Here is a 12955-nt window from a genome sequence, read left to right on the forward strand (position 1 = left end):
GGACGGAACAGAGGAGAACATCATGACCACGCTGTATGCGCTCGAGGGCGTCCAGAAGACCTACCGGGCGAAGGGGCGCGAGATCCGCGCGCTCGCCCACGTCGATCTCTCGATCGAGCAGGGCGACTTCGTCACGATCCAGGGGCCGACCGGCGGCGGCAAGTCCACGCTGCTCCAGCTGCTGGGAGCGCTCGACACGCCGACGAAGGGCTCGATCTCGATCGCCGGATCCGAGCTCGGCCGGGCGTCAGCCGGGGAGCTCAGTGCGCTCCGCGCGGGCGAGATCGGCTTCGTCTTCCAGGGGTTCAACCTCATCCCCACCCTGACGGCGAGGGAGAACGTCGCCATGGGTCTCGAGCCGCTGCACCTGTCGAGGGACGAGCGCGACGCGCGCGTCGCCGAGGCCCTCGCGCAGGTCGGGCTGGCCGAGCGCGCCGACCATCGTCCCGCTGAGCTGTCGGGCGGCCAGCAGCAGCGCGTCGCGATCGCGCGTGCGATCGCGAAGCGGCCCCGGGTGCTGCTCGCCGACGAGCCGACCGGGAACCTCGACGAGCGCACGCGCGACGAGATCATGGACCTGCTCGAGCGCCTGAACGCCGATGGCCTGACCCTCGTCCTCGTCACGCACGACTCGGCCGTCGCGCGCCGCGCCCGCCGTCGGCTCCGCCTCGACCACGGCGCCGTGCATGACATCACCCGGCGGTGAGCCGGGCCGAGCGGCGGCGCGCCCTCTCGTCGGGTGCGCCGCCGCTCGGCGTCAGTAGCCGGCGAAGGCGTCGGTCGTGAGCGACCGCGCCCTGCCGAGCGCGGGCGCGAGATCGGCGATCAGGGCCGGCGGGCCGGAGACGTACGCGTGACGGGCCGCGATGTCCGGGACGGCAGCGGCCAGGCCATCCGCCGTGAGCCGCTCCCCTCCTGCCCACGCCCAGTGCGCGGGCAGGCCCGCGGGCTCATCCGGGGTGAACACGACCGTCCGGACGCCGGTCTGCTCGAGCTCGCGTCGATACGCGAGCTCGTCGGCGCGGGAGGCCACGAGCACGAGCACGGCATCGCGCCGCGCGCCCGAGAGCTGCAGGTGCCGCAGCTGCGACACGAAGGGCGTCACGCCGATGCCGGCGGCGACCATCAGCACCGGCGCATCCGCCGACCGCGGCAGCACGAAGTCGCCCCACACTCCCGTCACCGCGAGCACGTCGCCCTCGCGCGCCTCCGCGAGGGCGCGCTTGTAGCTGGAGAGCGCTCCCCCGCGGCTCTCGCGGAAGGCGATGCGGATGGTCGGGAGCTCCTCAGGCGCAGAGGAGATCGAGAACTCGCGGCGCGTCCCGCGCGCATCGGGCCGACGGTGCGGCACGTCGAGCTCGAGGTATTGGCCCGGCACGAAGGCCAGGCGCCGCTGGGCGGCGAGCGTCAGCTCCTGGACCGTCGGCGTCAGGGCGACGCGCCGGACGAGGGTGAGACGGACGGCGCCGCGCGCCGCGAAGGCGAAGGCGATGAGGTTGCCGATGAGGAGCGCGCGCTCCTGGCCGAGGGTGATGATCCCCAGCGGAATCGGCCAGCCGGCGAGCACGCCGACCACGACCGCGACGAGGTACTGCTGGCGTCGGCGCGGCGGGAGCGTGAGCGGCTCGGACAGCATGAACGCGCCGAGGAAGAGGAAGGGCGACTGCACGACCAGGCCCTGCAGCAGGCTCTCGAGCGGAAGCGAGAGACCGGCGGCGAGGAGCTGCACGATCGTGCGGGCGGCGCCGACGACCATCGCCACGACGAGGAAGAGGCCGACGACGCGGAGCTTCTCGGTGCGCCAGAGCACGAGGACGGCGAGGACGAGGAGCGGGGCGAAGAGCGCGGGGGTGCCCACCCACCACGCCGAGGTCGTGAGCGTCGAGAGCGTCGCGACCGTCGCCCCGACCGCCGCGGGATTCAGGATGTGGCGCCCGCGCCAGACGATCAGGTACTTCGAGAGCGACGCGGCCGCCGCGGCGATCGCCGCGCCCGCCAGGCCGGCGGCGTCGAGACCGGGGCGCACGACGAAGAGCAGGATGCCCGCAGTGATGAGCGTCGACTCGGGCCGCCAGACGAGCCCGAGGATGCGGTGCGCAGTGGCGTCGACGATCGCACCGACGCCGACGAGGACGGCGGCCGTCGCCAGGAGGGCTCCCGGCGAGGGCAGCACCAGGCCGAACACGGACAGGGCGAGCGCGATGGCCGCGAGCACCGCGAGGGCGACGAGGACGAGACGGTACATCGAGAACCGCCCGAGCGCGCGCATCCCCCGCTGATAGACCGAGGTGAGTCGTCCGATCATGTGAACAGCTCCGCTTCTCCCCGCTCCCGGCGGGAGCCCCAGGACCACTCGGCGCGGCCATCCGACAGCACGCGCACCCAGTGCACGCCGTGCGCGTGCGCGTACTCGGGCCCGCCGTCGAAGAACAGCGCGGTCGCGGCGGCGTCGGCGACCATCGCCGTGGGGGCGATCGCCCACGTGGCGACGACGGTGCGCACCGGAAGACCCGTCCGCGCATCGAGGACGTGGTGGAGCCCGTCGCCCCACGTGCGGCGATTGGCCGCCGACGCGCACAGGGCCTCGTCCTCGACAGTCACGATGCCGATCGCGCGCCGCGGGTCGTAGGGGTGCTCGAGGGCGACGCGACGGCGGCCGCGGACCCGCAGGTCGCCGCTCGCGTCGACGACCCCCTCACCCGGAACGCGGTCGGCGATGAGATCGACGAGGCGCCCCTTGCCGAGCGCCCCCACGTCGACGACGCCAGGGCCGCGCAGGCGGAGCTCGCCGTCGTCCCACGTCAGCCGCGCACGCCAGTCCGCCGGAGCCGGGAGCGGCTCCCCCGCACGCAGGCTGTACGACGAGTCGTACCCCAGCTGCTCGAGCGAGCCGCCGACGAGCGGGTTCACCGCGCCATCCGTCGCCGCGGAGAGCTCCGCGCACGCGTCGAGCATCGCCCCGGCGTCGGGCGGCACCGGCGCAGCGCCGCCCACGCGGGCGAGCCGGGAGACGAGGGAGTCGGGGCGGAAGCGCGACCAGGTCGCATCGAACGCCTCGACCTCCGCGGTCACCGCGTCGCGCACGTACGCGTCGAGCGGCTGCGCCGACTCGATCTCCCAGCTCGTGCCGATGGCGTCGAAGCGCCACACGGCCGACGCGGACACGTCAGACCGCCGCGTCCTGCTTGATCTGCTCGATCGCCGCGTTGAAGCCGCCGCTCGTGAGCGACGACCCGGCCACGCGGTCCACGGCGAGGTCATCGAGGGCGACCCCCACGACCTCGTCGGCGATGCCGCCGATGAACTGGGACTGGTACTGCCGGCTCTCGGCCGCCTGCGGGTCGCCGGTCACCTCGACCGCCGTCACCACGTCGTCCTCGATCGTCACGGTCACGCTGACCGTCTCGACCGTCTCCGGAGTCTGGTAGCTGCCCTCGGCCGTGTAGGTGCCGTCGACGTACGCCACCGTGCCGGAGTCGGTCGCCTGGCCGCTCGACGCGCCCGTCGTCGCGGTCTCGTCGTCCGCGGTGGCTCCCACGGTGACGGCGCCGCAGCCCGCGAGCGCCACGACGCCCGCGACTCCTGCGAGTGCGGCGCCGGTGCGAATGGATCGGTTCATGTCGGTCCCCTGTTCATCGGTGCCGCGGTGCGGCCGTGTGAGGCAACCCTAACCAGGCACGATGCGGGAACCGCTTCGCGGACCTTATGAGTCTGCTGTGACGGCCGCTCAGGCGGCGCCGTCGAACATGCTCGTGACCGATCCGTCGTCGAACACCTCGCGGATGGCACGCGCGAGCAGCGGCGCCGCGGAGAGCACCGTGAGCTTCTCGAAGCGGCGCTCCGGCGGGATCGGCACGGTGTCGGTGACCACGACGCGGTCGACGGACGCATCCTGCAGCCGCTCGACGGCGGGGTCGCTGAAGATCGCGTGGGTCGCGCCGACGATGACCTTCTTCGCGCCGTTGGCCTTGAGCGCCTGGGCGGCCTTCACGATCGTTCCGGCCGTGTCGATCATGTCGTCGACGAGGAGGCACGTGCGGCCGGACACCTCGCCGACGATCTCGTGCACGGAGACCTGGTTGGCGACCTTCGGGTCACGGCGCTTGTGGATGATCGCGAGCGGCGCCGAGAGGCTGTCCGACCACGTGTCGGCGACGCGGACGCGGCCCATGTCGGGCGAGACGACCGTGAGCGTCTCGCGCTCCTCCTCCGTGAGGGTGTCCTCGAAGTGGCGCAGCAGCACCGGCTTCGCGAAGAGGTGGTCGACGGGACCGTCGAAGAAGCCCTGGATCTGGGAGGCGTGCAGGTCGACGCTCATGATGCGGTCGGCGCCGGCCGTCGTGATCAGGTCGGTGACGAGGCGCGCCGAGATCGGCTCGCGGCCGCGCCCCTTCTTGTCCTGGCGCGAGTACGGGTAGTACGGCACGACCACGGTGACGCGCTTCGCCGACGCGCGCTTGAGAGCGTCGAGCATGATGAGCATCTCCATGAGCTCCTCATTGACGCTCTGGCTGAACGACTGGATGAGGAAGACGTCGCTGCCGCGCATCGAGACCTCGAAGCGCGTGTAGATCTCACCGGACGCGAAGGTGCGGTGCTCGGTCGGCGCGATGCCGATGCCGAGCTGCTCGCCGACGGCCTGGGCGAGCTCGGGATGCGAGCGCCCCGCGACCACCACCAGCCGCTTCTTCGTCTTGGTGACGACTCCCGGGGCGATGCCCCGTTCGAGGTCGAGGTCAATGGTCTTCTTCGTGCGCGCCATCGGCTGCTTTCTCCGCCGCTCGGGCACGAGCCGCGGCCTCTGCCGCTGCGGTGCCCGCCCTGTTCGTCTCGACCCACCCGGCGATGTTCCGCTGGGGTGCCACGCTGAGAGCGAGAGCGCCCGCCGGCACATCCTTGCGGATGACCGCGCCCGCTCCCGTCTTCGCGCCGTCACCCAGTGTAACGGGGGCGACGAAGACGTTGTGCGAGCCGGTGTGCACCTCGTCGCCGATCACCGTGCGGTGCTTGGCGATGTCGTCGTAGTTCGCGGTGATCGCGCCCGCGCCGAGGTTGACGCCGCGGCCGATCGTCGTGTCGCCGACGTACGAGAGGTGCGGCACCTTGCTGCCCTCGCCGATCGTCGAGTTCTTCACCTCGACGAACGTGCCGACCTTCGCGTCCGCCGCGAGCTCCGCGCCGGGGCGCAGGAACGCGAACGGACCGACGGTCGCCCCCGCGCCGATCACGGCGAGCGTCGCGTCGGTGCGCCGGACGGTCGCGCCCTCGCCGACCTCGCAGTCGAGGAGGGAGGTGTCGGGGCCGATCGTCGCCCCCTCGCCCACGCTCGTCGCGCCCAGGATGAAGGTGCCGGGCAGCACGGTCACGTCAGGGGCGAGCGATGCGGTGTCGTCGATCCACGTGGACGCGGGGTCGAGGATGGTCGCGCCCTCGACCTGCCAGCGGCGCACGGTGCGCGCATTGAGGATGGCCGCGGCCTCCGCGAGCTGCACGCGGTCGTTCACGCCGAGAGCGATGCGCGCGTCGGGTGCCGTCTGGGCGGCGACGCGTGCGCCCTCCTCGCGGAGCAGGCGGACGACGTCGGTGAGGTACATCTCCCCCTGCGCGTTCGCCGTGCCGATCCGCGCGAGCTGCGCGCGCAGCGCCGGCGCACGGAAGACGTAGACGCCCGCGTTGATCTCGGCGATGGCGAGCTCGTCGTCGCTCGCGTCCTTCTGCTCGACGATGCGGGCGACCGCGCCGTCGGCGTCGCGGATGACGCGCCCATAGCCCGACGGATCGTCGAGCGACGCGGTCAGGAGGGTCGCCTCGGCGCCCGAGCTGCGGTGCGTCTCGATGAGCGACGCGAGGGTCTCCGCATCGAGCAGCGGCACGTCGCCGCTCAGCACGAGGACATCGCCGCCAAACGAGTCCGGGAGGTTCTCGACCGCGACCTGGACCGCGCGCCCCGTTCCCGGGATGTCGTCCTGGTCGACCGGCTCCACGCCGGGGAAGTCGGCGATCGCCTCGACCACCCGGTCGCGCTCGTGGCGCACGACGACGCGCGTCACGACCGCGTCGAGCTGCTGCGCCGTGTGCAGGACGTGCCCGACGAGCGGGCGGCCGCCGATCCGGTGCAGCACCTTCGGGAGCTTCGATCTCATGCGCGTCCCCTGCCCCGCGGCCAGGATGACGATCGCCAGTTCGCTCTGTGTCACGTGGTTCTCCGTCACGTCGCTCTCCGTCACGCTCCGCCACCAGGATTCGAACCTGGTCCTCACAGCTCCAAAGGCTGTCGTGCTGCCGTTACACCATGGCGGACCACGGCCCCTGGCCGCCCCACAAGTCTGCCACGTGGCGTCGGCGGGCTCGGGTCGTCGGCCGGCGTCTGACCGATGGCGCGCGTGCGTGATACTGGACGGATGGCCACGGATACCGACGAAGTCGACCGCATCGTGGGCGCCTGGGCGACGCAGCGCCCCGATCTCGACTTCTCGCCGATGGAGGTGCTCTCGCGTGTCGACCGTCTCTCGCGGCATCTCGACCGCGCGCGCCGCGAGGCGTTCAGCCGCACGGAGATCGAGCCGTGGGAGTGGGATGTCCTCTCGGCCCTGCGCCGGGCCGGAGCCCCGTACCAGCTGAGCCCCAAGCAGCTGCTGCAGCAGACGCTCGTGTCGAGCGGCACCATGACGAACCGGATCGACCGCCTCGTGACGCGCGGGTTCGTCCGCCGGGAGTCCGACCCCGGCGACGGCCGCAGCGTGCTCGTCACGCTCACGGACGACGGCCGCACGCGCGTCGACGCCGCCATCACACGACTCATGGACGCCGAGGCCGAGCTGCTCGGCCGCCTGTCGGCGGCCGAGCGGACGCGGCTGGCCGCGCTCCTGCGCCGCCTCAGCCTCAGCTTCGACGGCGGGGTCTGACCGGGCTCAGCCCTCGACGTCGAGCCGCTCGAGCTGCGCGGCCGTGAGCTCGAGCGCGACGCCGTCGAGAGCGGCGTCGAGCTGGTGCAGCCGGCTCCCGCCGAGGATCGGGCGGATGCCCCGCGACACGAGCCACGCGAGGACGACCTGCCCGCGGGTCGCGCCCGCGTCACGGGCGACCTCGTCGAGGGCCTCGAGTCGGCGCGCGTTGCCCGGGTGGTCGTATACCGGGTCGATCTCCTTCTCCGGGTCGTCGTAGGCGCCTCCGAGGAGGGGTGTGTACGCCCAGATCTCCATGCGGTGCTCGCGCGCGATGTCGCGCTGCTCGTCGCTCAGGAGGCCGAAGGGGTGCACGACTCCCGCCGGCCGCACGCCCGGGCGCGCCCGCAGGTAGGTCGCGTTGAGCTGGAGCGCGTCGATCGGGAGGGCACCCGACGCCGATGCGTGCCGCCTCGCGCGCTCGACACGCCAGGCCGGATGGTTCGACGCCCCGACCCTGCGCACCTCGCCGCGCGCGACGAGCTCCTGCAGGGCGTCGACGGTCTCCTCGATCGGCGTCTGCCGGTCCTCCTGATGCAGCCAGAGGAGATCGACGGAGTCGACGCCGAGGCGCGAGAGGCTTCCCCGGAACGCGTCGTGGATCGCGCGACGGCTCAGGCCCGCGCGGTGCTCAGGCCAGGACCCGGCCCAGAGCGGCTCGGCGCCGACCTTCGTCGAGAGGCGGACGCGCTCGCGCATCCCCGGCCGTGCCGCGAGCCATCGGCCGAGCACGGTCTCGCTCGCGCCGCCGCGGCCATCCGCGCTCTCCCAGAACGCATAGCAGTCGGCGGTGTCGATCCACTCGCCGCCGCGTTCCACGAAGCGGTCGAGAAGCGCGAAGGACGCCTCGTCGTCGAGACGGGTTCCGAAGGTCATGGCGCCGAGGACGAGGGGTGTGGTGGTGACGGTCATGAGGACACGATGCGACCTGGAGCGCGCTCCAGGTCAAGCGCTATCGTGCGAGCATGACGACCTACTCCCCTGCAGAGGCCTCCACGCGCTCCGGCCTCTCCATCGACACGCTCCGCTACTACGAGCGCGAGGGGATCCTGCCGCCGGTCGCACGCGACGGCGGCGGGAGGCGCGTGTACACCGACGGCGACCTGTCGACGCTCGACTTCCTCAAGTGCCTGCGCGACACGGGGATGCCGATCGAGCGGCTGCGCCGGTACGGAGAGCTCTGCCGCGACGCGTCCACCCTGCGCGCCCGCGTCGACCTGCTGCGCGAGCACGCGGACGACGTCGATGCGCAGCTGGAGCTCCTGCGGCAGCGCCGCGCGAGACTCGACGAGAAGATCGCGTGGTACGAGGAGCAGATCGGCGCGTGATCGACGACGCCCGGAACGCCGCGACGGCCGACGCGCTGACAGCCGGACGTGCGGGAGCCTCGCCGGATCCGATCCGACGAGGCTCCCGTACGTAATCGGCCTCACGGCCGCGAGCTCACTCCTCCTCGTAGGAGCCGCTCTGCTCCGAGGATCCGCCGAAGGACGACTCCGATTACGAGTCGTCGCCGTAGGACGATCCGCTCTCCTCGCCCGACGACTCGCTGCCGTAGGAGGACTCGGACGACTCATCGCCGAACGCGGTCGGCTCGCCGCCGTAGGAGGACTCCGACGACTCGGACGACTCCCCGCCGTACGAGGAGTCGCCCGTCGACTCGCTGCCGTAGGACTCGCCCGACTCACCACCGTAGGAGGACTCCGACGACGACTCACCGCCGTACGAGGACTCGCTTCCATACGACTCGCCGGACGACTCGCTTCCGGTCGACTCGCCCGACTCGCCGCCGTACGACGACTCCGACGAGGCGCCGCCATATGACGAATCCGACGAGCCCCCGTCGTAGGAGCCGCCCTGCTCCGACGACTCGCCGTACGACTCCGAAGCCTCTCCGGAGTACTGGTCGCCCGACCCGAACTCCTCAGCCCCCTGCCCCTCGGACTGGTCGTTCTGCCCGAACTGATCCGAATTGCTCATGTTGTTCCCCCAACTGATCTGGATGTGAACGGCGCCGACGACGAGCGGTCGTCCTCGACCGACGCGAGCACGCCGATCCGAGCGATTCCCCCTCGCCTGGGTCAGGATGACCCCGGCTCCCCCAGGCCTACTCAGGGCGCACGGGAGCGTCAACCCCTCCCGCGCACTGTTCCCCGAACCTTCAGGCAGCTGCCCGCTCGTACACCGCGCAGGCTCACCGGGCAGCCCCTCCTCCACCGTTCAGAAGGGTGGTGGGTCGCCGTCGTGGATGAAGCGGACGACGGGCGGCGGCACGTCGGTGTAGGTGCGTCCCGTCGGCGACGTCCATTCGAGGACGCCGCCGGGTCTCTGCACGACCGTCCATGCGGAATGGTGCTTGAGGGTGTGATGGTATTCGCAGAGGTAGGCGAGGTTGCACACGCAGGTGGGCCCGCCGAGGCAGTGATCGATCGTGTGATCGGCGTCGGAGAGGCGCTTGCGGATGGGGCGACGGCATCCGGGGAACCGGCAGTGCTCGTCGCGCGCTCTCAGGTATCGGCGCTGCGCGGCGTTCGGGAAGCGCAGATCCACCGTGAGCAGCGCTCCGGTATCGGCGTCGACGAACAGCCGCTCCCACACGGGGGCGGTCGCAGCGAGCTCAACCGCCTGCACGACGGGGATCACCCCGTGCCCGCACAGCACGGCCGCCCCGCCCACGAGCCGCTCCGTCGGGCGTCCGAACGCGTCACGCCCCGACCCCTGAGCGGTCGCGTCCGCGGTGTCACCGTCGGGACACGGGTCGGCGAGCTCGTCGTCGCCCCCTCCGCCGATCTCCGCGGCGCCGGCGGCGCGGTGCTCGGCAGCGGCGATGAACGCGCGGGCGGGGATCGTGATCTGCACGCTCGCGCGGATCCCCGCGAGTCCCGTCGGCACTCCCTGCGGGCCGGCTGTGGGCGCCCCCGCGAGAGCGAGATCGCACAGCACATCCAGCTGCCGGGAGCGATCCACGATCCCCTCGCCGACCAGCGCGGACACGTACATCCGCACCCAGCCCATCCCGTGCCGGCCCCGCTGGAACACCACTCGACGCCGCCGAGCCTCCTCCTCGTGCCGCTCTCGCAGCGACCGCGGCTGCAGCCGCTCCGCCACGGCCTCCGCCACGGGACGCAGCCGGCCGGGTGTCAGCGCGTGCTCGGCCAGCACGCCCAGCACCAGCTCTTCGAACCGCGCCCGCGCCGTCGCGGACTCCAGCTCGTCCCCGAGCTCCACGATCACGCGCGCCTGCCCTGCCGAGACGCGCCCCGCCTGCATCGACGCGAGGACCCGCGGATACCGATTCACCAGCGCGACCGCGTCGGCCATCCGCGCCTCTGCCGTCGCCCGCGCGCATCCCAGCACGCCCGCGATCTCCTCTGCCAGCGCCCGGAAGGACCACCCTCGGCCCTCCTCGCCGTCGGCCAGAGCTCGCGCCTCCCGCGCGTACTGCTCCTGCGCGACCTCCACCATGTGCGCGATCAGGAGCGCCTGCATCGCCTCGAGCGACGCCAGGGACCGCCCGTTCACCTCCAGTGCATCCGCGAGCGCCCCCAGCCGAGCGCGCTCATCCGGCGTCGGCAGCCACCCCGTCGACGCCCGCGCACTCGAACTGATCTCCATATATCCATCATCACAAGGACCACCGACATTCGCAGCTCCAGACGACGCAGGCTCGGTGGAGATCGATCACGAAACGGCAACGGATCGCACGGCGAGGGCACTGCCGTCAGGGTCAGCCTCCCGTGCAGGGGACGATCTGAGGATGACACTGAGCGTTCGCCCTGTCGATGCGCGTGACTCCGACGAGTGGGCCGCCCTCTACCGCGGATATCGCGCGTTCTACCGGCTCCCCGATGACCCCGATGCCGTTGCCACGACGTGGACCTGGGTCCGCGAAGGAGCGCATGGCCTCGTCGGGCTCGTCGCCGTGGATGAGCGCGATCGCCCCGTCGCGCTCGCGAACCTGCGATGGTTCGCTCGGCCATCCACCGCGACGACGGGCCTCTACCTCGACGATCTCTTCACCTCTCCGGATGCCCGCGGAGCCGGCGCGGCAGGCATGCTGCTGAAGCACGCTGCCCAGCTCGCCGCTGCGGGAGGGGCGAGCGTCGTCCGCTGGATCACGGCCGCGGATAACGAGGTCGCCCGGTCCGTGTACGACGCCCATGCTGTCGAGACGCCCTGGGTGACCTACGACATGAAGCCGTCGGGGTGAGCGCGCCGCGCGTCCTGATCGCACGCACGCCCGCGCGTCGCATAGCCTGACCGGATGGGGATCGAGACCGTCTGGCCGCTGTTCGCGCTCGAGCTCGCCACGCCGCGCCTCACCCTGAGGCCGCTGCGCGACGAGGACCTCGCGCCGCTCACGGATGCGGCGATCGAGGGGATCCACGATCCGGACCGCATGCCGTTCAGCGCGCCATGGACCGACGCCGAGCCCGAGATCCTGCGACGCGAGTTCGCGCGGTTCCACTGGAGCCGGCGCGCGCAGCTCCGGCCGGAGGCATGGGGCATCAGCTTCGTCGTCCTCGAGGACGGCAGGCCCATCGGGATCCAGGATCTCGACGGACGCGACTTCCCCGCCCTGCGCACGGTGCACACCGGCTCGTGGCTGACCCGCTCCGCGCAGGGGCGCGGGCTCGGGCGCGAGATGCGGGCCGCGGTCCTCCTCTTCGCCTTCGACGTGCTCGGCGCAGAGTGGGCGGAGTCCGGAGCCGCCAGCTGGAATGCGGCGTCGCTCGGGGTCTCGCGCGCACTGGGCTACCGCGAGAACGGCATCGAGCGCGTCCGGGCGCGTCCCGACCAGGTCGACGATCTCGTGCGCCTGCGCGTCTCGGCCGCGGAGTTCGCGCGCCCCGACTGGGACCTCCGCGTGAGCGGCGCAGAGGCGGCGATCGGCGCGCTCATGCCGGCCCAGGCATGAACGCGCTGCCCGATGAGGTGATCCCTGTGCGCGAGGGGGTCGCCCTGACGGCCTTCGCGTCCGACGACGCGGCCGCCATCCACGCCGCGGTGGACGACGTGGAGATCCGCCGCTGGCTCCCGCTCCCCCGTCCGTACCCGCTCGAGCTCGCAGCCGACTGGAGCACCCGCGTCGCTGAGACCATCCGCGCGTCGGGATCCGGGCTCGTCCGCTGCATCAGGGAAGGCGAGCGGATGGCCGGCTGCATCGACGTCAAGCGCGTCGACTGGCGGGCGCGCACCGCCGAGCTCGGGTACTGGCTCTCACCTGCGCACCGAGGCCGCGGGCTCGCCGCAGGCGCCGTCGATGCCCTCGCCTCCTGGCTGCTCGAGGCGCAGGCGTTCGAGCGCGTCGAGCTCCGCATCGCGACCGGCAACGCGGCGTCCACGCGGGTCGCCGAGCGCGCCGGGTTCGTCTACGAGGGCACGGCGCGCAATGCGGGGTTCACGGATGGCGGCCGCGTCGACCTCGGGATCTGGTCGCGGATCGCCTCCGACCGGCGCTGACCGATTCGTCTTCAGGACGCGTTCACGCTCCGCGGCTAGCGTCCTCCATGCACATGCATCGATGAACGGAGACCTCATGCCCCCGATCCAGCAGCGCTTCCCCCTCGCCGGCGACATCGCCCTGCTCGTGCTCCGGCTCGCGCTCGGCACGATCATGATCGCGCACGGAGCTCAGAAGCTGTTCGCCTTCACGCTCCAGGGCACGACAGCGAGCTTCGAGGCGATGGGGATGCCCCTGGCCGCGATCACGGCTCCGCTCGCGATCGCCGTCGAGCTGATCGGGGGCGCGGCGATCGTGCTCGGCCTCGGCCTTCCCGTCGTGGGCGGACTCGTCGCCGCCCAGATGGCGGTCGCGACCGTGCTCGTGCATCTTCCGAACGGCGTGTTCGCCTCGGACGGCGGATGGGAGCTCACGGCCGCGCTCGGCGCCGCTGCGCTCGCACTCGCGCTCGTCGGCGGAGGCCGCTTCGGTCTCGACGCCGTGATCTCGGGTCGTCGCGGCGCCGTGAGGGAGATCGCCGTCTGACTCGGGAAGGCGCCCCGCACGA

15 protein-coding genes and 1 tRNA gene are annotated in these 12955 nt (G+C 72.2%); 7 read left to right on the top strand and 9 right to left on the bottom strand.

Annotated elements, in window-relative coordinates; genetic code table 11:
• Positions 1-22: 22 nt before the first annotated feature.
• The gene (locus M1D56_RS10455; RefSeq protein ID WP_456283527.1) at positions 23-706 is read left to right on the top strand and encodes an ABC transporter ATP-binding protein; all 684 of its coding nucleotides are present in this window, start codon (positions 23-25) and stop codon (positions 704-706) included.
• Between the two features lie 51 nt (positions 707-757).
• Here M1D56_RS10455 and M1D56_RS10460 read toward each other — a convergent pair whose 3' ends face one another.
• The 6 genes from M1D56_RS10460 to M1D56_RS10485 all read right to left on the bottom strand — a co-directional run bounded on the left by M1D56_RS10460 (position 758) and on the right by M1D56_RS10485 (position 6300).
• A complete protein-coding gene (locus M1D56_RS10460; RefSeq protein WP_455969581.1) occupies positions 758-2305 on the bottom strand; it encodes an FAD-dependent oxidoreductase in 1548 nt (515 codons plus the stop codon).
• Positions 2302-3165, bottom strand: coding sequence for an FAD:protein FMN transferase (locus M1D56_RS10465; protein WP_456283529.1), 864 nt, complete (start codon positions 3163-3165; stop codon positions 2302-2304). Before M1D56_RS10465 ends, M1D56_RS10460 begins: the two co-directional genes overlap by 4 nt.
• Position 3166: 1 nt before the next feature.
• Complete coding sequence (locus tag M1D56_RS10470; protein WP_456283530.1) at positions 3167-3619, bottom strand: hypothetical protein; 453 nt, start codon at positions 3617-3619, stop codon at positions 3167-3169.
• Positions 3620-3727: 108 nt separating this feature from the next.
• Positions 3728-4762, bottom strand: a complete 1035-nt coding sequence (locus tag M1D56_RS10475; RefSeq protein ID WP_324014390.1) for a ribose-phosphate diphosphokinase — start codon at positions 4760-4762, stop codon at positions 3728-3730.
• Entirely contained in the window at positions 4737-6143 is a 1407-nt protein-coding gene (gene glmU, locus M1D56_RS10480; protein WP_456283532.1) for a bifunctional UDP-N-acetylglucosamine diphosphorylase/glucosamine-1-phosphate N-acetyltransferase GlmU, read from the bottom strand. The genes M1D56_RS10475 and glmU overlap by 26 nt, the downstream gene beginning before the upstream one ends.
• An 85-nt stretch (positions 6144-6228) precedes the next feature.
• Positions 6229-6300 (bottom strand) — tRNA-Gln (locus M1D56_RS10485).
• Positions 6301-6401: 101 nt separating this feature from the next.
• Here M1D56_RS10485 and M1D56_RS10490 point away from each other — a divergent pair.
• Positions 6402-6905, top strand: coding sequence for a MarR family winged helix-turn-helix transcriptional regulator (locus tag M1D56_RS10490; protein WP_271173815.1), 504 nt, complete (start codon positions 6402-6404; stop codon positions 6903-6905).
• 6 nt (positions 6906-6911) lie between these two features.
• Here the strand turns inward: M1D56_RS10490 and M1D56_RS10495 are convergent, their stop codons facing one another.
• Positions 6912-7856: an aldo/keto reductase gene (locus M1D56_RS10495; protein ID WP_456283533.1), complete on the bottom strand. Its 945-nt coding sequence runs from the start codon at positions 7854-7856 to the stop codon at positions 6912-6914.
• A 53-nt stretch (positions 7857-7909) separates the two neighbouring features.
• Between M1D56_RS10495 and M1D56_RS10500 the strand changes: the two genes are divergently transcribed.
• Positions 7910-8272, top strand: coding sequence for a MerR family transcriptional regulator (locus M1D56_RS10500; RefSeq protein WP_324014387.1), 363 nt, complete (start codon positions 7910-7912; stop codon positions 8270-8272).
• Positions 8273-8444: 172 nt separating this feature from the next.
• Here the strand turns inward: M1D56_RS10500 and M1D56_RS10505 are convergent, their stop codons facing one another.
• Together M1D56_RS10505 and M1D56_RS10510 are read right to left on the bottom strand one after the other, a co-directional pair.
• Positions 8445-8924, bottom strand: coding sequence for a hypothetical protein (locus tag M1D56_RS10505; protein ID WP_456283535.1), 480 nt, complete (start codon positions 8922-8924; stop codon positions 8445-8447).
• A 240-nt stretch (positions 8925-9164) separates the two neighbouring features.
• The gene (locus M1D56_RS10510) at positions 9165-10559 is read right to left on the bottom strand and encodes a DUF222 domain-containing protein (RefSeq protein WP_456283537.1); all 1395 of its coding nucleotides are present in this window, start codon (positions 10557-10559) and stop codon (positions 9165-9167) included.
• A 142-nt stretch (positions 10560-10701) separates the two neighbouring features.
• On the opposite strand from M1D56_RS10510, the gene M1D56_RS10515 reads away from it, so the two are divergent.
• The 4 genes from M1D56_RS10515 to M1D56_RS10530 all read left to right on the top strand — a co-directional run bounded on the left by M1D56_RS10515 (position 10702) and on the right by M1D56_RS10530 (position 12933).
• Positions 10702-11154 carry an N-acetyltransferase family protein gene (locus tag M1D56_RS10515; protein ID WP_456283538.1) on the top strand — a complete coding sequence of 151 codons (453 nt, stop codon included), beginning with the start codon at positions 10702-10704 and terminating at the stop codon, positions 11152-11154.
• A gap of 54 nt (positions 11155-11208) precedes the next feature.
• Complete coding sequence (locus M1D56_RS10520; protein ID WP_456283539.1) at positions 11209-11862, top strand: GNAT family N-acetyltransferase; 654 nt, start codon at positions 11209-11211, stop codon at positions 11860-11862.
• The gene (locus tag M1D56_RS10525; protein ID WP_282978525.1) at positions 11859-12407 is read left to right on the top strand and encodes a GNAT family N-acetyltransferase; all 549 of its coding nucleotides are present in this window, start codon (positions 11859-11861) and stop codon (positions 12405-12407) included. The genes M1D56_RS10520 and M1D56_RS10525 overlap by 4 nt, the downstream gene beginning before the upstream one ends.
• 76 nt (positions 12408-12483) lie before the next feature.
• Positions 12484-12933 (top strand): DoxX family protein, encoded by a 450-nt coding sequence (locus M1D56_RS10530; protein WP_456283540.1) that lies wholly within the window; start codon positions 12484-12486, stop codon positions 12931-12933.
• The last annotated feature ends 22 nt before the right edge of the window (positions 12934-12955 follow it).

This window comes from Microbacterium sp. JZ101 (assembly GCF_053903175.1).

Bases quoted from the DNA above. Each gene is read 5' to 3' on its own strand.
- M1D56_RS10455 (WP_456283527.1), top strand. From the start codon at position 23: ATGACCACGCTGTATGCGCTCGAGGGCGTCCAGAAGACCTACCGGGCG.
- M1D56_RS10460 (WP_455969581.1), bottom strand. From the start codon at position 2,305: ATGATCGGACGACTCACCTCGGTCTATCAGCGGGGGATGCGCGCGCTC.
- M1D56_RS10470 (WP_456283530.1), bottom strand. From the start codon at position 3,619: ATGAACCGATCCATTCGCACCGGCGCCGCACTCGCAGGAGTCGCGGGC.
- M1D56_RS10475 (WP_324014390.1), bottom strand. From the start codon at position 4,762: ATGGCGCGCACGAAGAAGACCATTGACCTCGACCTCGAACGGGGCATC.
- glmU (WP_456283532.1), bottom strand. From the start codon at position 6,143: ATGAGATCGAAGCTCCCGAAGGTGCTGCACCGGATCGGCGGCCGCCCG.
- M1D56_RS10490 (WP_271173815.1), top strand. From the start codon at position 6,402: ATGGCCACGGATACCGACGAAGTCGACCGCATCGTGGGCGCCTGGGCG.
- M1D56_RS10495 (WP_456283533.1), bottom strand. From the start codon at position 7,856: ATGACCGTCACCACCACACCCCTCGTCCTCGGCGCCATGACCTTCGGA.
- M1D56_RS10500 (WP_324014387.1), top strand. From the start codon at position 7,910: ATGACGACCTACTCCCCTGCAGAGGCCTCCACGCGCTCCGGCCTCTCC.
- M1D56_RS10505 (WP_456283535.1), bottom strand. From the start codon at position 8,924: ATGAGCAATTCGGATCAGTTCGGGCAGAACGACCAGTCCGAGGGGCAG.
- M1D56_RS10510 (WP_456283537.1), bottom strand. From the start codon at position 10,559: ATGGAGATCAGTTCGAGTGCGCGGGCGTCGACGGGGTGGCTGCCGACG.
- M1D56_RS10515 (WP_456283538.1), top strand. From the start codon at position 10,702: ATGACACTGAGCGTTCGCCCTGTCGATGCGCGTGACTCCGACGAGTGG.
- M1D56_RS10520 (WP_456283539.1), top strand. From the start codon at position 11,209: ATGGGGATCGAGACCGTCTGGCCGCTGTTCGCGCTCGAGCTCGCCACG.
- M1D56_RS10525 (WP_282978525.1), top strand. From the start codon at position 11,859: ATGAACGCGCTGCCCGATGAGGTGATCCCTGTGCGCGAGGGGGTCGCC.
- M1D56_RS10530 (WP_456283540.1), top strand. From the start codon at position 12,484: ATGCCCCCGATCCAGCAGCGCTTCCCCCTCGCCGGCGACATCGCCCTG.